Origin of the sequence: Nocardioides sp. (assembly GCF_029937575.1) — a bacterium.
In the GTDB taxonomy this organism is placed as follows: domain Bacteria; phylum Actinomycetota; class Actinomycetes; order Propionibacteriales; family Nocardioidaceae; genus Nocardioides.
In genome coordinates this window covers 29,514-47,937 of the sequence record NZ_JAPYPS010000023.1, presented here as the reverse complement: position 1 = coordinate 47,937, position 18,424 = coordinate 29,514, and the positions used below count along the sequence as shown (strand labels likewise).

Annotated in this window: 19 protein-coding genes; 4 read left to right on the top strand and 15 right to left on the bottom strand. The window is 71.3% G+C overall.

What is annotated here, in order from left to right:
• Window positions 1-203: 203 nt before the first annotated feature.
• The 3 genes from Q1K33_RS10260 to Q1K33_RS10250 are packed head-to-tail and all read right to left on the bottom strand — an operon-like array spanning window position 204 to window position 2,274.
• The gene (locus Q1K33_RS10260) at window positions 204-542 is read right to left on the bottom strand and encodes a hypothetical protein (protein ID WP_300403531.1); all 339 of its coding nucleotides are present in this window, start codon (window positions 540-542) and stop codon (window positions 204-206) included.
• Window positions 539-2,110, bottom strand: a complete 1,572-nt coding sequence (locus Q1K33_RS10255) for a leucyl aminopeptidase family protein (RefSeq protein WP_300403529.1) — start codon at window positions 2,108-2,110, stop codon at window positions 539-541. The genes Q1K33_RS10260 and Q1K33_RS10255 overlap by 4 nt, the downstream gene beginning before the upstream one ends.
• Window positions 2,107-2,274: a DUF3117 domain-containing protein gene (locus Q1K33_RS10250; RefSeq protein WP_179667123.1), complete on the bottom strand. Its 168-nt coding sequence runs from the start codon at window positions 2,272-2,274 to the stop codon at window positions 2,107-2,109. The genes Q1K33_RS10255 and Q1K33_RS10250 overlap by 4 nt, the downstream gene beginning before the upstream one ends.
• Before the next feature lie 130 nt (window positions 2,275-2,404).
• On the opposite strand from Q1K33_RS10250, the gene Q1K33_RS10245 reads away from it, so the two are divergent.
• The gene (locus tag Q1K33_RS10245; RefSeq protein WP_300403526.1) at window positions 2,405-3,211 is read left to right on the top strand and encodes an enoyl-CoA hydratase-related protein; all 807 of its coding nucleotides are present in this window, start codon (window positions 2,405-2,407) and stop codon (window positions 3,209-3,211) included.
• A 6-nt stretch (window positions 3,212-3,217) separates the two neighbouring features.
• Here the strand turns inward: Q1K33_RS10245 and Q1K33_RS10240 are convergent, their stop codons facing one another.
• The 8 genes from Q1K33_RS10240 to ileS all read right to left on the bottom strand — a co-directional run bounded on the left by Q1K33_RS10240 (window position 3,218) and on the right by ileS (window position 11,863).
• Complete coding sequence (locus Q1K33_RS10240; RefSeq protein ID WP_300403524.1) at window positions 3,218-4,015, bottom strand: M14 family zinc carboxypeptidase; 798 nt, start codon at window positions 4,013-4,015, stop codon at window positions 3,218-3,220.
• The gene (locus tag Q1K33_RS10235; protein ID WP_300403522.1) at window positions 4,015-4,452 is read right to left on the bottom strand and encodes a hypothetical protein; all 438 of its coding nucleotides are present in this window, start codon (window positions 4,450-4,452) and stop codon (window positions 4,015-4,017) included. Before Q1K33_RS10235 ends, Q1K33_RS10240 begins: the two co-directional genes overlap by 1 nt.
• Window positions 4,453-4,465: 13 nt before the next feature.
• Entirely contained in the window at window positions 4,466-4,765 is a 300-nt protein-coding gene (locus Q1K33_RS10230) for a DivIVA domain-containing protein (protein WP_300403520.1), read from the bottom strand.
• Between the two features lie 18 nt (window positions 4,766-4,783).
• Complete coding sequence (locus Q1K33_RS10225; RefSeq protein WP_300403518.1) at window positions 4,784-5,509, bottom strand: TIGR00730 family Rossman fold protein; 726 nt, start codon at window positions 5,507-5,509, stop codon at window positions 4,784-4,786.
• Entirely contained in the window at window positions 5,506-6,612 is a 1,107-nt protein-coding gene (gene dapE, locus Q1K33_RS10220; protein ID WP_300403516.1) for a succinyl-diaminopimelate desuccinylase, read from the bottom strand. The genes Q1K33_RS10225 and dapE overlap by 4 nt, the downstream gene beginning before the upstream one ends.
• 42 nt (window positions 6,613-6,654) lie before the next feature.
• Window positions 6,655-7,629: a hypothetical protein gene (locus Q1K33_RS10215; RefSeq protein ID WP_300403514.1), complete on the bottom strand. Its 975-nt coding sequence runs from the start codon at window positions 7,627-7,629 to the stop codon at window positions 6,655-6,657.
• 501 nt (window positions 7,630-8,130) lie between these two features.
• Window positions 8,131-8,595, bottom strand: coding sequence for an NUDIX domain-containing protein (locus Q1K33_RS10210; RefSeq protein ID WP_300403512.1), 465 nt, complete (start codon window positions 8,593-8,595; stop codon window positions 8,131-8,133).
• Complete coding sequence (ileS, locus tag Q1K33_RS10205; protein WP_300403510.1) at window positions 8,582-11,863, bottom strand: isoleucine--tRNA ligase; 3,282 nt, start codon at window positions 11,861-11,863, stop codon at window positions 8,582-8,584. Before ileS ends, Q1K33_RS10210 begins: the two co-directional genes overlap by 14 nt.
• A gap of 322 nt (window positions 11,864-12,185) precedes the next feature.
• Between ileS and Q1K33_RS10200 the strand changes: the two genes are divergently transcribed.
• Genes Q1K33_RS10200 through Q1K33_RS10190 form a run of 3 tightly spaced genes read left to right on the top strand, consistent with a single transcriptional unit; the run spans window position 12,186 to window position 14,645 of the window.
• Window positions 12,186-12,671 carry a DMT family transporter gene (locus Q1K33_RS10200; RefSeq protein WP_300403508.1) on the top strand — a complete coding sequence of 162 codons (486 nt, stop codon included), beginning with the start codon at window positions 12,186-12,188 and terminating at the stop codon, window positions 12,669-12,671.
• An 11-nt stretch (window positions 12,672-12,682) separates the two neighbouring features.
• The gene (gene dapD, locus Q1K33_RS10195; protein ID WP_300403506.1) at window positions 12,683-13,621 is read left to right on the top strand and encodes a 2,3,4,5-tetrahydropyridine-2,6-dicarboxylate N-succinyltransferase; all 939 of its coding nucleotides are present in this window, start codon (window positions 12,683-12,685) and stop codon (window positions 13,619-13,621) included.
• A 46-nt stretch (window positions 13,622-13,667) separates the two neighbouring features.
• Window positions 13,668-14,645, top strand: coding sequence for a hypothetical protein (locus Q1K33_RS10190; protein WP_300403504.1), 978 nt, complete (start codon window positions 13,668-13,670; stop codon window positions 14,643-14,645).
• On the opposite strand, the gene Q1K33_RS10185 is transcribed toward Q1K33_RS10190, so the two are convergent.
• The 4 genes from Q1K33_RS10185 to dapC are packed head-to-tail and all read right to left on the bottom strand — an operon-like array spanning window position 14,638 to window position 18,420.
• Entirely contained in the window at window positions 14,638-15,573 is a 936-nt protein-coding gene (locus Q1K33_RS10185; protein ID WP_300403502.1) for a prephenate dehydrogenase/arogenate dehydrogenase family protein, read from the bottom strand. The two genes, Q1K33_RS10190 and Q1K33_RS10185, sit on opposite strands and share 8 nt — an antisense overlap.
• Window positions 15,573-16,418 (bottom strand): prephenate dehydratase domain-containing protein, encoded by an 846-nt coding sequence (locus Q1K33_RS10180; protein WP_300403500.1) that lies wholly within the window; start codon window positions 16,416-16,418, stop codon window positions 15,573-15,575. The genes Q1K33_RS10185 and Q1K33_RS10180 overlap by 1 nt, the downstream gene beginning before the upstream one ends.
• Window positions 16,415-17,290, bottom strand: coding sequence for a hypothetical protein (locus tag Q1K33_RS10175; RefSeq protein ID WP_300403498.1), 876 nt, complete (start codon window positions 17,288-17,290; stop codon window positions 16,415-16,417). Before Q1K33_RS10175 ends, Q1K33_RS10180 begins: the two co-directional genes overlap by 4 nt.
• The gene (gene dapC, locus Q1K33_RS10170; RefSeq protein WP_300403559.1) at window positions 17,287-18,420 is read right to left on the bottom strand and encodes a succinyldiaminopimelate transaminase; all 1,134 of its coding nucleotides are present in this window, start codon (window positions 18,418-18,420) and stop codon (window positions 17,287-17,289) included. The genes Q1K33_RS10175 and dapC overlap by 4 nt, the downstream gene beginning before the upstream one ends.
• Between the last annotated feature and the right edge of the window lie 4 nt (window positions 18,421-18,424).

Sequence of the window (18,424 nt, the reverse complement as noted above, 5' to 3'; positions counted from 1 at the left end):
CGAGCAAGCCGCGCGGGCGAGGGACGAGCCCGCGACCGGCGTGACGAGACCCGGTGAGACGAACGCCGACCGCGGCTCACTGAGCGAGGCACGAGCTCAGATCATCTGATGGTGGTCGAGCAAGCCGCGCGGGCGAGGGACGAGCCCGCGACCGGCGTGACGAGACCCGGTAAGACGAACGCCGACCGCGGACGCCGGGCGGCTCAGTAGCGGGCTGCGGCCTCGAACCCGTCCCAGCCCTCGGCGATCGCGACGACCTCGGACGCCTCGATCAGGACCGGCGCGCTGCCGATGATCTTCGAGCCGGGAGCCTCGGCAGCTCCGGCGGTGAAGGTCTCCTCGAACTGCGCGCACGCCTCGGCCGTGGTGAAGACGTAGAGGCCCTCGAACCACTCGCCGGGCCGCATCCGCCACGTCTTGAAGCGCAGCCCGCTCATCCCGGTGAACTTCGCGTGCGAGGTCGTGGCGACGTACGTCGCCAGCTCCTCCTCGACCCCGTCGGGGGCCTCGGTGAGCGACCAGCGGACGGTGAGGGCTCTCATCGCACATCCTTGAGGGGGTCGGGGCTGCCGAGCCAGGTGAGCAGCGCCCGCGCACCGAAGCCCGAGGGACCCTGGGTCCACTCGAACCGGTCCTCGGGGACGTCGCCCACCGAGGCGATGTCGAGGTGCGCCCAGGGGACGTCGCCGGCGAAGTGCTGCAGGAACAGCGCCGCGGTGATCGCTCCGGGTCCGCCTCCTGCGTTGTCGGCGTCGGCGACCTTCGAGGCGATCCGCTCCTCGTAGGCGGCGAACAGCGGGAAGCGCCAGAACGGCTCGCCGGCTCCGGCCCCGGCCTGCAGCAGCGCACCGGCCAGGGCGTCGTCGTTGGCGAAGAGCCCGCCGATCTCCTGGCCGAGGGCGACCTTGACGGCCCCGGTGAGGGTGGCCACGTCGACGATCACGGCAGGGTCGAGCTCGGCGGCGGCGTACGCGATCGCGTCGGCCATGACCAGACGTCCCTCGGCATCGGTGTTGGTGACCTCGGTCGTGCGGCCGTCGTAGTGGCGCAGCACGTCACCGGGACGCATCGAGGTCCCCGAGACGGCGTTCTCGGCAGCGGGAACGAGTCCGACGACGTTGACGGGGCACTCGACCGCGGCGAGCGCGGCCATCGTGGCGAGCACGACGGCGCCGCCGGTCATGTCGCGCTTCATGCTCGCCATGGCCTGGGCCGGCTTGATGGAGATCCCACCGGAGTCGAAGGTGATGCCCTTGCCGACGAGCACCACGGTCGGGGTCCTGCGTGTCGACCGTGCGGCCCTAACTCCCTTGGCCGGCGTGTAGTCGAGGCGGATCAGCCGTGGGGGCGTGGCCGAGCCCTGCCCCACGCCGATGATCCCGCCGAAGCCGCCGTCGGCGAGCTGCTTCTCGTCCCAGACTCGGTAGCCCAGCCCGGCCTCGGCGGCCAGGGTCTCGGCCTGCTCGGCGAGCCAGGCGGGGCTCTTGAGGTTGGAGGGGACCGTGGCGAGCATCCGGGCACGCCAGCCCGCACCGCCGAGCGCGACGGCGCGCTCGAGGGCGTGGCGGTCGACGAGCTCGCCCTCCGGCGTGGCCCCGGCCAGCACGATCTGACGGGTCGGCACGTGCTCACGCTCACCGGCACGCCAGTCGAAGCCGAAGGAGCCGAGCATCGCGCCGGTCACGAAGGCCTCGATGCCGACGTCGGGATCGAGCGAGGCGATCGTGGTCGCCACCGCACCGCGACCGCGCGTGGCGCGCGCCATCGCTGCACCGGCTCGACGCAGGTCGGTGGGGCTCGACGCGCCGACGCCGACGAGCAGCACGACGCGCAGGTCGGCGCTGTCGGGCCCGCCCAGCGGGAGCGGGACCGTGATGACCTCACCGGTGGCACCGGTCGCTCCCGAGGCCTCGGCCAGCGCGAGCAGGTCCAGCCCGAGCGCGTCACCGGCCTCGGCGGCACCAGGACCCAGCGTCAGCTCCTCACCGGCGAGCACCGGTAGCGCCACGACCTCGGCGCCCACGATCTCGTGGGCAGCCAGACGGCTCAGCGCGACGACGGGCGGCGAGACCTGGCTGGGGAGGACAGGACGAGGTGGGGCGGAGCTCACCCGACCACGTTCTTGAGGGCGTCGCCCAGGTTGCCGGCCTCCTCGGCGTTCAGCTCCACCACCAGGCGGCCACCGCCCTCCAGAGGCACGCGCATCACGATGCCTCGGCCTTCCTTGGTGACCTCCAGCGGACCATCGCCGGTCCGCGGCTTCATCGCCGCCATGCGGCACCCTCTTCCTAGTCGAACTCGAGGACAGTCCTGCCCTGCCGCTCTCGTGCGTCGACCAGTATCCCCCATGAGACCCACTGCTCGCATCACCGACCTGCCGCCCGGTGGTGGCAGACTCCACGACATGAGCGAATCGCCTGCCACCGCGCCCGTCCTGCTCGACGTCACCGACGGCGTCGCGACCATCACGCTGAACCGTCCCGACGCGATGAACAGCCTCAACATCGCGACCAAGGAGCTCCTCGTCGAGATCACCGCGCAGGTGGCCAAGGACGAGACGGTGCGCTGCGTCGTGCTCACCGGGAGCGGGCGCGCGTTCTGCACCGGGCAGGACCTCAAGGAGCACATCGACCTGCTGAACAACGGCGGCAGCGACGCGCTGTTCACCACGGTGGACAAGCACTACAACCCCATCGTGACAACGATCGCGACGATGGAGAAGCCGGTCATCGCCGCCGTCAACGGGGTCGCCGCCGGGGCGGGTGCCTCGCTCGCGTTCGCCTGCGACTTCCGCGTCGTGGCCGACACCGCCGGCTTCAACACCTCCTTCGCCGGCGTGGCGCTGTCGTGCGACACCGGTGCGAGCTATCACCTGCCGATGCTCGTCGGGCGGGCCAAGGCGTTGGAGCTGATGTACTTCCCGCGCACCGTCAAGGCACCCGAGGCCCTGGAGATCGGCCTCGCCACGTCGGTCGTTCCGGCCGTCGAGCTCACCGCCGAGGTCTCGACGTTGGCGACCCGGCTCGCCACCGGGCCGACCGTCTCGTTCGGCTCGATCCGCCGCTCGGTCGTCTACGCCGCCGGGCACACCCTCGAGGAGGCCCTCGAGCTGGAGAGCGCGATGATGACGAAGACCGGCGCCACCCACGACCACACCGCCGCCGTGGCGTCGTTCGTCGCCAAGGAGCAGCCGGTCTTCGAGGGGCGCTGAGTCAACTCAGAAGGTCAGCGGGTCGGCCCCGCTGCGCCCGCGGACGGCGCGGAAGACCGAGAGGACCTGGTCGGGAGCGACGTTGCGCATCCGATGACGCGTCGGGTTGGCGCCGTACTCGACGGTCAGGGCCGAGCCGTCGAAGTTGTTGTTGAACCAGCCGGTCATCGTGCCGTGGCAGGTCCCTCCACAGTCGAGGGTGCGTCGCGGCAGCTCGAGCTTGCGAGCCACACGGCGGGCGAGGCGTGGGTTCTTCGTGTCGGTGTCGACGCCCGTCAGCGGCTGGTGGAAGCTCAGGACGGTGTCGGGGTCCACCTTCTCGAGGAAATCCATCACAGCCTTGGTCTCGGGCTCGGACGCCGGTTTCGGTCCGGACTCGTAGCTGCCGTCGAGGTCCTTCCAGTCGTTGGGGAAGTTGCGGTTGAGGTCGACGCCGTGGGCGTTCTTGCGGGTCCCGGCGGCCACCCCGTCGGGGTTGTAGGTCGGGATCACCCACAGGTCGAGCGCGACGACGGGGAGCCCGTCCACGAGCGCGCGCAGGATCTGGCTGGGAGCCGACTCGTTGCCGTGCATCGCGGCCATCAGGACGACGGTCTTCACGCGCGGGCGCTTCGGCTCACCGAGGCGGAACGCCACCAGGTCGCGGCCCTGGACCGACGTACCGAAGACGCTCCGCTTGATCACCGTGGCGGGCTTGGCCGACGTCGGGGTGGCCGCCGCGGCCGGGGAGACCGGGGCCACCGGCGTCACCGCCAGGAGGACCAGCGAGGCCACGACCGACAGGACTTGTGCGCGACGAGACATCAGACCGCTTTCACGAGGTAGGCGTAGGTGAACACGACGACCCCGACGAGCAGGCCGACGTGAGCGAGCAGCGAGAGCGCCGGTCCCTCCGACCACGCGTCGGAGGCACCCTCCGAGGCGTGCTTGCCGCGGACCGGCAGCCAGCGCATCAGGATCAGCAGACCCGCCACGACGGTCACCCACCACCCCACGAGCGCGACCAGTCCGACAAGGGTGGCCGCGCCCTCCGCGAACCTGTCGCCGGCCACCAGGAACACCGTCCACACGACGAGCGCCGAGGCACCCGCCACCGTGTGCAGCCCGACCGGACCACGGGCGATCTCGAGCCGCCCGGCGCCGCGCGCACTGGCCCGCAGCCGGAGCCTGGTGAGGACGACGACGACGGCCGCCAGCGCCGTCAGTACGTAGACGATGACCGCGGTCGGCTCCTGGGACACGTGCGGCAGTGTCTCACCCGGGCCCGGCGTCGTCCCCGGGACGCTCCGGCGGCGGGTCGGGGCTCCACCGCTCCGGCGCGTCGAGCTGCTCGGCGAGGCGGTCGAGAAGGGCGTCGACCTCGGACATCCGGTAGCCGCGAAAGGTCACCGCGAACCGCACCCGGTGCAGGTCCCGGCCGGCCAGGTCGCCCGCTGGTACGACGACGTCGGGACGGTCGTCGTACTCATCGATCATCGGGGCGCCGCGGCCGGAGGCGACCAGGGCGATGCCACCCAGCGCCAGGACGACCAGGATGGCGGTCAGCCAGATCACCGCTGCCTCATCCCCGCATCACCGCTGGGCTCCGCCGACCATCGCCGCGATCGCCTCGTCGACGTCGTCGGTCAGCACCATCCGGTCCAGGTCGGACTCGGAGATCGTGCCGCCTGCCATCGCGGTGTCGCGCAACCACGCCATCAGCCCCGACCAGAAGTCCACGCCCAGCAGGACGATCGGGAACGACGTGATCTTCTGCGTCTGGGCGAGGGTCAGGGCCTCGAAGAGCTCGTCGAGCGTGCCCAGCCCGCCGGGCAGGACGACGAAGCCCTGGCTGTACTTCACGAACATCGTCTTGCGGGTGAAGAAGTAGCGGAAGTTGATCCCGACGTCGACCCACTCGTTGAGGCCCGCCTCCCACGGCAGCTCGATCCCGAGACCGACACTGACGCCACCGGCCTCGCTCGCGCCCTTGTTGGCCGCCTCCATGGCACCGGGTCCCCCGCCGGTGATGACGGCGAAGCCCTCCCCGACGAGCCGTCGCCCCACCTCCTCGGCCAGGGCGTACGACGGGTGGTCGCTCGGGGTGCGCGCGGAGCCGAACACCGCGATGGCCGGCCCCAGCTCGGCCAGGGCACCGAAGCCCTCGACGAACTCGGCCTGGATCCGCAGGACCCGCCACGGGTCGGTGTGCACCCAGTCGGCAGCGCCTCGCGAGTCGAGGAGACGCTGGTCGGTGGTCGAAGAGGTGTCGACCTGGTTGCGTCGCTGGATCAGCGGACCCTTCATCTTGATCCTCATGCCTGCTCTCCTGCCTCGGCCGAGCCGTTCGGGTCGCCGTCGCTCTCGAGCCAGGCCCGCAGGGTGCGCTCGCAGTGCTGGATCTCGGCGATCGGCACGAACTCCTCCTGCTTGTGGGCGAGCAACGGGTCGCCGGGTCCGTAGTTGACGGCGGGCACGCCCAGGTCGGTGAACCGGGCGACGTCGGTCCAGCCGAACTTGGGGGCGACCTGTCCGCCCACGGCCTCGATGAAGGCCCGGGCCGCCAGTCGGTCGAGGCCTGGCAGCGCGCCCGGCGCGGTGTCGGTGACGGTGATCTCGAACTCCGCGAACAGGTCGGTGACGTAGGCCAGCGCCTCGGCCTCGGAGCGGTCAGGCGCGAAGCGGAAGTTCACCTCGACGACGCACTCGTCCGGAAGCACGTTGCCGGCGACCCCGCCGCGGATCGCAACCGCGTTGAGTCCCTCGTGGTACTCCAGCCCGTCGATGACCGGGCGGCGGGCATCGTAGGCATTCAGGCGCTCGAGGATCGGTGCGGCGCCGTGGATCGCGTTGACACCCTTCCAGCTCCGCGCGGAGTGGGCCCGCTCGCCCACCGCTCGTACGTCGACGCGCAGCGTGCCCTGACAGCCGGCCTCGACCCCGGCGTTGGAGGGCTCCATCAAGATCGCGAAGTCGCCCACCATCAGGTCCGGATCGCTCAGGGCCAGAAGACGCAGACCGTTGTACTCCGCGTCGATCTCCTCCGCCTCGTAGAAGATGAACGTCACGTCGCGCACCGGCTCGAGCACGGTCGCCGCCAGGCGCAGCATGACGGCGTCGCCGCCCTTCATGTCGCACGTCCCGAGACCGTGCAGCAGCCCCGCGTCGTCGTCGAGCCGGCTGGGGAAGTTGGCGTTGACCGGCACCGTGTCGAGGTGGCCAGCGATCACGACGCGCTCGCCACGGCCGAGGTCGCTACGAGCCACCACCGTGTTGCCCCGTCGGGTCACCGTGAGGTGACCGAGCTCGCCCAGCGCCGCCTCGACGGCGTCGGCGATCTCGTGCTCCTGCCTGCTGACCGACTCGATGTCGCACAGCTGCCGGGTGAGGGTGACGACGTCCGTCGACAGGTCAAGCGTCATGACGCCAGTCAAGCAGCCGCCCGCGTGAGGATCGGCAGCCCGTCAGCTCCGCAGCGTGGATCGTGCGGCGATCGGACGCTTGATCGGCCGGATCTTCAGCTTGACCGAGCGCTTGTAGTTCTTGGACTTCACGGTGAACTTGATCGATCCGGTGCGGTCTCGCCGGGTGCTGCGCACCAGGAAGTGCCCCTTCTTGCCGTTGCCCGGCTTGATCGTGCCGACCTTCTTCCGGGCCTTCACGACCGCGCCCTTGGTCTTCCAGGAGAGCTTGACCTTCGGCGCCTTGGCGATCGTCTGCTTGCTGTTCTTGATCTTGATCGGGACCTTCGTGAAGCCGCTGCGCTCGAGCCGCTTGTCGGGGACCTTGATCGAGAGGATCGGCTTCTGACGGCGCTCGCGGAGCCCGGACTTCGTCACCGCGTCGTAGAGCGTGGCCCCGTCGGGACTGATCATCTGGGCGAACGCGCAGTTCCATGCCTGGGTCTTCGCGCCGGCGAGCTGGGCGCCGTAGGTGATCGTGTCGCCGTCGTAGGCCCCGCTGGTGCCGTAGGAGTGCACGTCGCCCGCAACCGATCCCGACGTCGACTGGCAGAACGCCCCCTCCTCGGTCTCCGCGACCTTGCCGAAGCCGACCCGCAGCCGTGCATCGGTCGCCTCCGTGGGCGCCGCCTGCAGGACGACCACCGCCACCATCCGCCCCTTGAGCCGGTCCTGGATCACCTTGACCGACTCGAAGTTCTGCGAGAGGTCGCCCTGGGGCGTGACGGGGTGGGTCGTCAGGGTGCCGGTACGGCTGCGGATCGGCCACTGGTGCTTCTTCCTGGCGCTCGTGGCCGGTGCGGCGGTCGCCTCGAGCGGCGTCGCGTACGTCGGCCCGCTCGCCCCCGCGAAGGGGCGGGCCCCCGGCGGCGGCTCGGGCGCCGCCGCGGTGGCGGTGACGTCCCCGAGCGCGACGACCGTGGTCGCCGACAGGAGCAGGGCGGTGGATAGTCCGAGGAAGCGAGATGTGCGACGCATGGGAGGGGTCTCCCCTGGTGCGGGGACCGTGAAACGCGGCCGCAGAAAGGTCGCCGCTGTCCTGCGGCGTGATCATCGGTGGTTGAGCAGCGACCGCAGCTGAGGCACGAAGCTGCGACGGAGCGTGTCGAAACCCGGCGACACGACCGCCGACGACGACTCACCGGGCTTCGTCGACGCTCGCTGGCGCTCGCTGCTCAGCCTCCGCCGGCGGGAAGACCACCACGTCCAACCTCGCACTGCTCTGCCGACGACACCACCGCACCAAGACCTTCTCCCCCTGGACCTACGAGACACCCCAACCAGGGGTCTACCACTGGACCAGCCCCGCCGGTTCACGGTTCCGCGTCACCAGAGCATGCCTCCACGGCCGCATGCCCATCACCACCCAGATCCACCAGATCCCACCCGACTCCGAGCCCTGAACACCCCGCCCCACACCCCGCTGCCACCAGCGGGGCCATCGGCATGTCCAGCCCGCGTCCGCGCCCGTCTCCGCGCTCAGTCGAGGTCGGTCCGCCCGGTATAGGCGACCGCACGCCTGATCCGGTCGATCATCAGTGGTGCCATCGCCGGCAGGGCGTCGACCTCGAACCAGCCGACGTCGGTGGACTCCTCGTCGCCGACACGAGCCTCGCCCTCCAGGTAGCGGCAACGGAACGTGTGGTCGAGGTACTGGGCCCGGTCGCCGTTCACATGAACCACCGGGTCGCTGATGTTGACCCAGGCCAGTCCTTCGATCTCGCACGAGACGCCGGTCTCCTCCATCACCTCGCGCGCCGCGGCGAGCACGGGGTGTTCGCCAGGGTCCACGATCCCGGTGACCGGCGTCCACGCACCGTTGTCCGAGCGACGGACAAGCAGCACCTCGGTGCCGCGCAGCACCACAGCCGTGATCCCCGGCAACCACAGGGGGTCGTGGCCGATCCTCTGGCGCAGCTCGACGATGAAGTCAGGAATGGGCAACCCGCGCCACCTGCACCGTCGCAACCTCACCATCGGCGAGTGCGACCTCGACGCCGGCACCGGTCCCAGACACGACGTACGACGCCGCGAGGGTCTCGGCGGCGATCAGCGCCTCGTGGGCGCGCGCGGCAGCCTGGACGACCTCCGAGCCGCCGACGACGAGGTCGATCCGGTCGGAGACGTCGAGCCCGGCGTCGCGCCGGGCCTGCTGGATGCCGCGGACCAGGTCGCGAGCCAGGCCCTCGGCCGACAGCTCGGAGGTCACCGCGGTGTCGAGGACGACGAAGCCGCCGCTCGGCAGCACGCCGGTCACCGAGTCCGTGTCGTCGGAGCCGGCGACGGTCTCCAGGGTGTACTCCCCCTCGACCAACGCCAGCCCACCGGAGGTCACGGTGCCGTCCTCGGCCACGGACCAGTCGCCCGCCTTGGAGCCCTTGATCGCGACCTGGACGTCCTTGCCCAGGCGCGGGCCGGCAGCACGGGCGTTGACGGTGAGCCTCTGCTCGACGCCGTACGCCGCGGCCTCGTCGGAGTCCGCGGCCAGCAGGCGCACGCTCTTGACGTTGACCTCGTCGGCCACCAGCGACTCCAGGCCCTCGCCCGCCAGCGCGTCGGGGTCTGCCACCACGACGGTCAGCGTCGCGAGCGGCAACCGGTTGCGCAGGCCCGCGGCCTTGCGCAGCGCGGAGGCAGCCGAGCAGATCTCGCGCACCTGGTCCATCGCCACGACGAGTCCGTCGTCGGCCGGGAGCTCGTCGACGAGCGGCCAGTCCGAGAGGTGCACCGAGCGGCCACCCGTCAAGCCGCGCCAGATCTCCTCGGTGGTCAGCGGCAGCAGTGGTCCGGTCGCGCGGCACAAGGTCTCGAGCACGACGTACAACGTGTCGAAGGCCTGGGTGTCCTCGTCGAAGAACCGGTCGCGCGAACGACGGATGTACCAGTTGGATAGCACGTCGATGAACGAGCGCGTCGCGTCGCACGCGTCTGCCACGGCGTACGAGTCGAGGGCCTCGGTCATCTGCCCGACGTACTGGCGGCACTTGGCCAGCACGTAGCGGTCCAACGGGTCGGTGGAGTCGGCGCGGGGCGTGGCGGTGTAGCCCTCGCCGCCGGAGGCCGCGTTGGCGTAGAGCTGGAAGAAGTACCAGCTGTTCCACAGCGGGATCATCACCTGGCGCACCGAGTCGCGGATGCCCTGCTCGGTGACGATCAGGTTGCCGCCGCGCAGGATCGGGCTCGACATCAGGAACCAGCGCATCGCGTCGGCACCGTCGCGGTCGAAGACCTCGGAGACGTCGGGGTAGTTGCGCAGCGACTTCGACATCTTGTTGCCGTCGGAGCCGAGCACGATGCCGTGACTGATGCAGTTGGAGAAGGCCGGCTTGTCGAAGATCGCGCTGGCGAGGATGTGCAGCGTGTAGAACCAGCCGCGGGTCTGGCCGATGTACTCGACGATGAAGTCGGCCGGGAAGTGCCCCTTCGTCTCGGCCGTGCCGTCGAACCACTCGGCGTTCTCGAACGGGTAGTGCACCTGGGCATAGCTCATCGAGCCCGAGTCGAACCACACGTCGAGGACGTCGGTGACGCGGCGCATCGTCGACTGCCCCTCCTCCGGCGAGCGCGGGTCGTCCGGGTTGGGCCGGGTCAGGTCGTCGACCCACGGGCGGTGGAGGTCGGTCTCGCCGTCCTTGTTCGTGGGGAGCCGACCGAAGTCCCGCTCGATCTGCTCGAACGAGCCGTAGACGTCCAGGCGCGGGTAAGCCTCGTCGTCGGACTTCCACACCGGCACCGGGCTGCCCCAGAAGCGGTTGCGGGTGATCGACCAGTCGCGGGCGTTCTCCAGCCACTTGCCGAACTGGCCCTCCTGGATGTGGTCCGGCACCCAGTTGATCTCGCGGTTGAGCTCCATCATCCGCTGCTTGATCGCGGTCACCTCGACGAACCACGACGAGACGCCCTTGTAGATCAAGGGCTCGCGGCAGCGCCAGCAGTGCGGGTAGGAGTGGTCGTAGGTCTCGCGGCGCAGCAGCACCGTGCCGGGGCTGACCGAGCCGGTCTCCCCCTCGCCCTTCGTGGCGGCCTTGAGGTGGTCGATGACGTGGAGGTTGGCGTCGAAGACCTGCATGCCCTCGTAGTCGACGACGGGGAAGGTGAAGCGCCCGTCCTTGCCGACCGGCATGACGGCCTCGATGTTCTCGCGGTCGGTGACGACCTTGTCATCCTCACCGAAGGCGCCGGCCGTGTGGACGAGTCCTGTGCCGTCGGTGGTGGTGACGAACTCGGCGGCCACGACGCGGAACGCGTTCTCGTGGCCGGCGTAGTAGGAGAACGGCGGCGTGTAGGTCAGCCCGACCAGGTCTGCGCCGATGCCGCGCCAGACCACCTCAGGGTCGTCGCCGAGCTCGCGGGCGTACGACGCCAGCCGGGCCTCGGCGAGCAGGTAGCGGGTGCCCTCGTGCACGACGACCACGTAGTCGATGTCCTCCCCGACCATGACCGCGAGGTTGCTGGGCAGGGTCCACGGCGTCGTCGTCCAGACCAGCAGCTTGGCGCCCTGGAGACTCTGCCCGTTGACGGTCGCCTCGGTCGTGATGTCGTAGCCGACCGTGACCGCGGGGTCCTGACGGTTCTGGTAGACGTCGTCGTCCATCCGCAGCTCGTGGTTGGACAGCGGGGTCTCGTCGTTCCAGCAGTAGGGCAGCACCCGGAACCCCTCGTAGACCAGGCCCTTGTCGTGCAGCTGCTTGAACGCCCACATGACCGACTCCATGTAGTCGGCGTTCATGGTGCGGTAGTCGTTGTCGAAGTCCACCCAGCGCGCCTGGCGCGTCACGTAGTCGCGCCACTCGCCGGTGTACTTCATCACCGACTCCCGGCAGGCGTCGTTGAACTTGTCGATGCCCATCTCGACGATCTCGTCGGTGGTCTTGATGCCGTTGAGGCGCATCGCCTCGAGCTCGGCGGGCAGTCCGTGGGTGTCCCAGCCGAAGCGACGCTCGACGCGCTTGCCGCGCATCGTCTGGTAGCGCGGGATCAGGTCCTTGACGTAGCCGGTCAGCAGGTGGCCGTAGTGCGGCAGCCCGTTGGCGAAGGGCGGTCCGTCGTAGAAGACGAACTCACCCGCGCCGTCGACACCCGCGTCGCGGGCCTCCACGCTGGCCCGGAACGTGTCGTCGCCCTCCCAGAACGCCAGGACACGCTCCTCGATCTCCGGGAAGCGGGGGCTCGACGGGACGCCGCCTGAGGCATCGGTCTTCGGGTAGGTCATCGGGGCTCCTGCGTCTCGTCGGGTGCTTCACGACGAGGACGACTCCTGGACGGGAACCGCGGTACCACCTCGATTGCTCCCGATGCTGCGGAGCCACTCGTTCACGGCTGTGACGGGCCTACCCGTCCGGTTCTACTGGGCCCCGGTGCCGGCGGGCCGTTCTTCCGGAGGCTCGCCGCTGATGACGGCTCAGACGCCTGTGCCTCCAGCGTACGGCGACCCGGCGGTGCCGGACCAATCGGATTCGCGTGCGAGTGTGGCGTCATGGACCGCGACGTCGACCGGAGGACCTCCTCCGCGTCGTTCCCGTGGGGTCGTCCTCGTGCTCGGTCCGGACATCGACGAGGCCGGCGGCGCCTTCGGGGTGACCCTCGGTCTGCTCAGCATGCTCGCGCTCAGCCTCGGCACGATGGGCCAGCGCTGGGTCCCGAGCGGCGTCGACCCGTGGTGGTCGGCGACGGTGCAGTTCACCGCCTCGATCCCGCCGCTGGCGGTGCTCGCGCTGCTCGTCGACGGCACCGACGCGGTCAGCGAGCCCGGCAAGGGCCTGGCCGCCCTCGTCTACCTGGCAGCGGTCAACTCGGTGATCGGGCTGCTGCTGCTCGGTGTGCTGGTGCGCCGCGGCGGCGCCGGCGCCTCCTCCAGCGTCTTCTTCCTGATGCCCCCCGTCACGGCGGTGCTCGCCTTCCTCGTCCTGGGAGACACCCTCGACGTGCGCGAGCTGCTGGGCCTGGTGATCGCGGTGGCCGGCGTCGCCATCGCCACCCGCAGACGGACGGCCCGCCGACGCGAGCCGAGCCTCTCCTAGGCTGGTCGACCGTGACGACTCCTGCTGCCTCCGGCCACGCCCTGCTCACCCTCGACGCCGACGGGGCCGTGCTCGACGCCTGGTTCCCCGAGCCCGTGCTCGGCGGCTCCCCCGCGGATGCCCCGAGCGACCTGACGGCGCTCGCGACGCCGGACGACGTACGCCAGGTGACCCGCGAGGTGCGCCTGGTCGAGATCGCCGACCTCTCCGCGGCCCCGAGCACGACCGAGGAGGTCTGGCTGCGGCTCCACCTGCTCTCACACCGCCTCGTCGTGCCCCACGGCATGTCGATGGAGGGCGTCTTCGGGTTGCTCACCAACGTCGTGTGGACCTCGGCCGGGCCCTGCCCGGTGGCTAGTTTCGAGCTGACCCGCGCGCGCCTCAAGGCTGCCGGACAGCACGTCGTCGTCTACGGCATCGACAAGTTCCCCCGGATGGTCGACTACGTCGCACCCACCGGGGTCCGCATCGGCGACGCCGACCGCGTGCGCCTCGGCGCCCACCTCGCCGAGGGCAGCACCGTGATGCACGAGGGCTTCGTCAACTTCAACGCCGGCACGCTCGGCGCCTCGATGGTCGAGGGTCGGATCTCGGCCGGGGTCGTGGTCGGCAACGGCTCCGACGTCGGCGGCGGCGCCTCGATCATGGGCACCCTCTCGGGCGGCGGCAAGGAGACGATCTCGATCGGCGAGCGGTGCCTGCTGGGTGCCAACGCGGGCATCGGCATCTCGCTCGGCGACGACTGCGTCGTGGAGGCCGGCTGCTACGTCACCGCCGGCACCAAGGTCACCATCCGCGACCGCGACGACAAGCCCCAGGTGATCAAGGCCCTCGAGCTGTCAGGCCTCGACAACGTGCTCTTCCGCCGCAACTCCGTCAGCGGCGCGATCGAGGCCGTGCCGTGGAAGGGCAGCGGCGTCGCGCTCAACGAGGCGCTGCACTCGCACTGACCCGGCCTGACCTGGCGGCGACCAGCCACCCGACACACTTGGGTCCATGGTGGAGCGGACGAGGTCGGCAGCGAGCCGTCTCGTCGCGCCCGTGGTCCTGCTCGGGGCGGCCGCACTCGTGGTGGGTGGGGTCGTCGTCGGGATGGGCGACCTGAAGGTCCCTTTCGCCGCCGGCGAGCAGTGCAGCGCCGAGGTCGACGGACACCGCGTCGAGCTGAGCATCGAGCAGGCCGAGAACGCCTCGACCATCGCCGCGATCGGCGTGCGACGCGGGCTGCCGGCCCGCGCGGTCTCGATCGCTCTCGCGACGGCCTACCAGGAGTCGGACCTGCAGAACCTCGACTACGGCGACCGCGACTCCCTCGGCCTCTTCCAGCAGCGGCCCTCGCAGGGGTGGGGCTCGACGACGGAGGTCCAGGACCCGATCTACTCGACCAATGCGTTCTACGACGCACTCGTGGACGTGGCCGACTACCGCTCGCTGCCGATCACCGAGGCCGCGCAGGCGGTGCAGCGATCGGGCTTCCCCGACGCCTACGCCGACCACGAGCAGGATGCCCGGGCGCTCGCCTCGGCCCTGACGGGCAACTCCCCCGAGGCCTTCGCCTGCCGCCTCGACGGCGACGCCCCACCGGCCGACCCCGCGCTCGCGCCGAGCGGCTTGACGGCGCGCGCCGACGGTGTACGGACCGCGATCGCGGAGCGCTTCGGCGACCTGCCCCTGGGCGGCTTCGCACCCGCGGGCGTCAGCACGGGTCACATGGAGGGCTCCACGCACTACGACGGCCGTGCCATCGACGTCTTCTTCCGACCGATCAACGACGCCAACCAGCAGCGCGGCTGGGCGCTGGCGCAGTACGTCGTGGCGCACGCCGACCGGCTCGGCGTGCAGACCGTGATCTTCGACGACCGGATCTGGCGGGCGGGGCGCGACGAGGCGTGGCGCGACTACCGCGCCCCGAGCGGCGCCAACCAGGCGATCCTGGAGCACCGCGACCACGTGCACGTCGACGTGTTCAGCTGACCGCTGCCACCTCGAGCGCCCCGGCGCGCCGTCGTACGACGACAGCGGTCGCGTCGCGGTGGGCGGCCTCGACCACGTCCCTCAGCGACGGGCAGGCCGCGAACGCCGGCTCGGGGCGCCGTACGACGTCGTCGGCCGCGGCGAGGTCGAGGCGGGTCCGCAGCGCCTCGGGGTCGGCCAGGTCCGCGCGCAGCGCAACCAGCTCGCCGATCACCTCGTCGAGGACCGAGCCGAGGGCGTCGGCGTTCTCCGAGAGCATGTTGAACGTGCGCGCGGGGTTGCGACCGGCGACGCGGGTGCCGTCGCGGAAGCTGCCGGCCGCCAGCAGTCCGGCGACGGTGGGCGTCGCCGCCGCCTCGGCGGTGGCCAGCAGGGCGTGCGCGACGGCGTGCGGACCGTGGCTGACCAGCGCGACGGCGCTGTCGTGCTCGGCGGCTCCGAGCAGCACCACGGTCGCGTCCAGGTCGGTGGTCAGCCAGTCGACGACGCGGGAGGTCTCCGCCGTGCCGCCACCGTGGGTCACGGCCCACGTCACGCCGACCAGGAGGTCGACGTCGGCGTGCTCGAAGCCGGTGTGCTCGGTGCCCGCCATCGGGTGGGCGCCCACGTAGCGCTCGCCGAGTCCGGCGCGCTCGGCCGAGAGCGCCGGGGCCTGCTTGACGCTGCCGACGTCGATCACCAGCGCCGCGGGAGCGGCGGCGGCCACGTGGGCCATCACCTCCGCCAGGGTGTCGAGCGGGGTCGCGATGACCACCAGGTCGGCCGTCGGGCTCACGTCGTCGCCCACCACGAGACCGGCCGCCTGCGCGCTGGCTCGGGTGGCGGGATCGGGGTCCACGACCCGCACGCTCCGGCCGAGCCCCGCCAGTCGCAGGGCGAGCGAGCCGCCGATGAGGCCGGCCCCGACGACGTCCACCTGGTCGAGCATCAGGGACGCTCCGCCAGCTCGGCGAGCTCGGCCAGGGGGGAGATGCGGCCGACGGCTCGGGCGGTCGCGCCCAGCGCGGCCCACTCCTCCTGCATCGCAGTGACGTCGTCGGCGCTGAAGCTGCCCGAGAGGAACAGCAGGAACACGAACAGGCCCGGCGTCGCCGGCACCGGACGGGTCACCAGGTTGGTCATGTTGATGCCGCGCTGCTCGAGCACCTCGAGCAGCCGGCGCAGGATGCCGGGCACGTTGGCGTCCGGGAGGATCGTGACGAGCAGTCCGTCGTCGCCGTCGCCTGCCGCCGACACGTGGGGCAGGGTGCTGGCGGCCACGAGCGCGAACTGGGTGTAGGCGGCCGCGTTGTCCTCCACGGCCGACTGCACGGTGTGCAGCGCGTAGAGGCTGCCGCAGATGGCCGGGCCGATCCCGATCTCGCCGGGGCCGAGGTCCCGACAGGCCGCCGCGGTCGACGAGGACTCCCGCGTCGCCAGACCTCGGGACTCGATCCAGGAGCGGCACTGCGCCAACCCGTGCGGGTGGCTGACCACGACATGGGGCTCGATGCTGGGATCGCGGGTGAAGGCGTCGAAGGAGATCGGCAGCACCACGCTGTCCACGATCGACAGGGCGGGTCGCTCCAGCAGCGCGTCGAGCGTGGGCACGACGACGCCGTTGACCGAGTTGTCGATCGGCAGGACGGCGTACGACGCCGTGCCGGCGCCGACGGCGTCGAGTGCCTCGGCCTGGGAGGCCACCGGCGCGGCGTCGGCGCTCGGGCGGAGGGCGAGGACCGCCTGGTGGGTGAAGGTCCCCGACGGTCCGAGGTAGGCGACGCCCTGGCTCACGGGGCAGGCTCGATCGGGATCCGGAACCACGCCAGCACCCGGCTGGTGAAGTGGACCTCGGCCAGGGCGGTCTGCAGCGCGGTGAGGTTGTCGGCCCCCGAGCGGAAGCCGAGGTAGAAGTCGTGCTGCTCGGGCTCGAGCGGGTCGCTGTGCAGGAAGTCCAGGTTGAGGCCCAGGGCGCTGAACTTCTCGAGAGCCTGCATCAGGGTGCCGGCCGACTCGAGGGGGGCACGCATCGACAGCCACACGACGTCGACCTCGCCGGCACTGTCGCGCTCCTCGCGCGAGATCAGGCCATAGGTCAGCGGGTCGAGGTCGTCGAGGTAGCCCGCGACGGGCTGTGCGTCGGGCCCCGCTGCGTCGACCTCGTCCAGGTCGACGACGGCCGACCCCAACGCCCTGCCCACGGCGAGGACCTCCTCGACCGGGGTGTCGTCGGCGAGCACCCGGAACGTCAGCCCGGCCCGGCCCAACGCGCCGACCAGGTCGGCGTACGCCTGCTGCCGCAGGGCGACACCGGAGAGGTCCGCGACACTCTCGTCCACGCGCAGCCAGCGCCAGGGCGAGGGAAGCGTGGCCATCCGGGTGACCCTGAGTCCGGTCGCGGACGCGTTGATCGCACGCAACAGGCGCAGCGGAGGCGAGGTCGGGTCGCCCAGGCGGACCAGCGCGTCGAGGTCGGCGGCCACCTCGAGGGTCTCCATCAGCTCGCCGTACCCCTGGAGCCCGACGAGGAAGTCGCTGCCCTGCCACTCCAGTGCGGCGCGAGCCCGCGAGACCAGCGTCGGCGGGTCGGTGCTCGGGTGGGCCAGGGACCGCACGAGCAGGGCCATCGGGTTGCCGGGGCTGGTGGAGCCGGACGTCAGAGTCATCGCAGTGCCTTGTCGGGAAGTGTCGGGAGCCGCTGAGCCGCGAGGGCCATGTCAGCGTCGGGGGCGGTGAGGGCGAAGCGGACGTGCGCTGCCCCGTGGAGGCCGTACTCGGTGCCGGGGACCGCGACGATGCCGTGGTCGGCGAGCTCCGCGACGCTGCGCTCGGCCGGCTCCTCGCGGGTGGCCCACAGGTAGAGACCGGCCTCGCTGTGGTCGATCCGGAAGCCGGCGGCCTCGAGAGCCGGACGCAGGACGTCGCGGCGCGCTGCGTAGCGCGTGCGCTGCTCGGTCACGTGCGCGTCGTCGCCGAGCGCCGCGATCGCGGCCCCCTGCTGCGGCCCGGGGAGCTGGAGGCCGAGGTTGCGGCGGACGCTGGCCAGCTCGGTGACCAGCTGCTGGTCGCCGGTGACGAAGCCGCACCGGTAGCCGGCCAGGTTGGAACGCTTGCTGAGCGAGTGGACCGCGAGCACGCCGTCGTGGGTGCCGCCGCAGATCTCGTGCGCGAGCACGCTCACCGGCGAGGTCTCCCAGCCGAGGTCGAGGTAGCACTCGTCGGAGACCAGCAACGTGTCGTGCTCGCGGCACCACGTCACGATGGCGCGCAGGGCCCCGGCGTCCAGCACCGCGCCCGTGGGGTTGCTGGGCGAGTTGACCCAGACCAGGCTCGGCGTCCGACCCGCCGCGGCCAGCGCCTCGAGCTCGGCCACGTCGTCGGCCTCGACGGCCATCGCGCCGACCAACGCGGCCCCGACGGCGTACGTCGGGTAGGCCAGGCGCGGGTGCGCGATGACGTCGTCGGCGCCCAGTCCCAGGTGCAGGGCCAGGGACCCGATGAGCTCCTTGGTGCCGATGACGGGCAGCACCTGCCGGTCGTGCAGCCCGCCGACACCGTGGGCCCGACCCAGCCACCCCACGACGGACCGACGCAGGTCGGCCCGGCCGACCGTCAGCGGGTAGCCGGGCGAGTCGGCCTCGGCGGCGAGCGCACGGCGTACGACCTCGGGGGTCGGGTCGATCGGAGCGCCGATCGAGAGGTCCACGACCGGACCGGCGTAGGCGGCCGCCCGGTCACGGATACCGGCGAGGGAGGTCTGGACCGCCGCCGGAAGTCGCTGCGAGAGGGTGGTCAGCGGT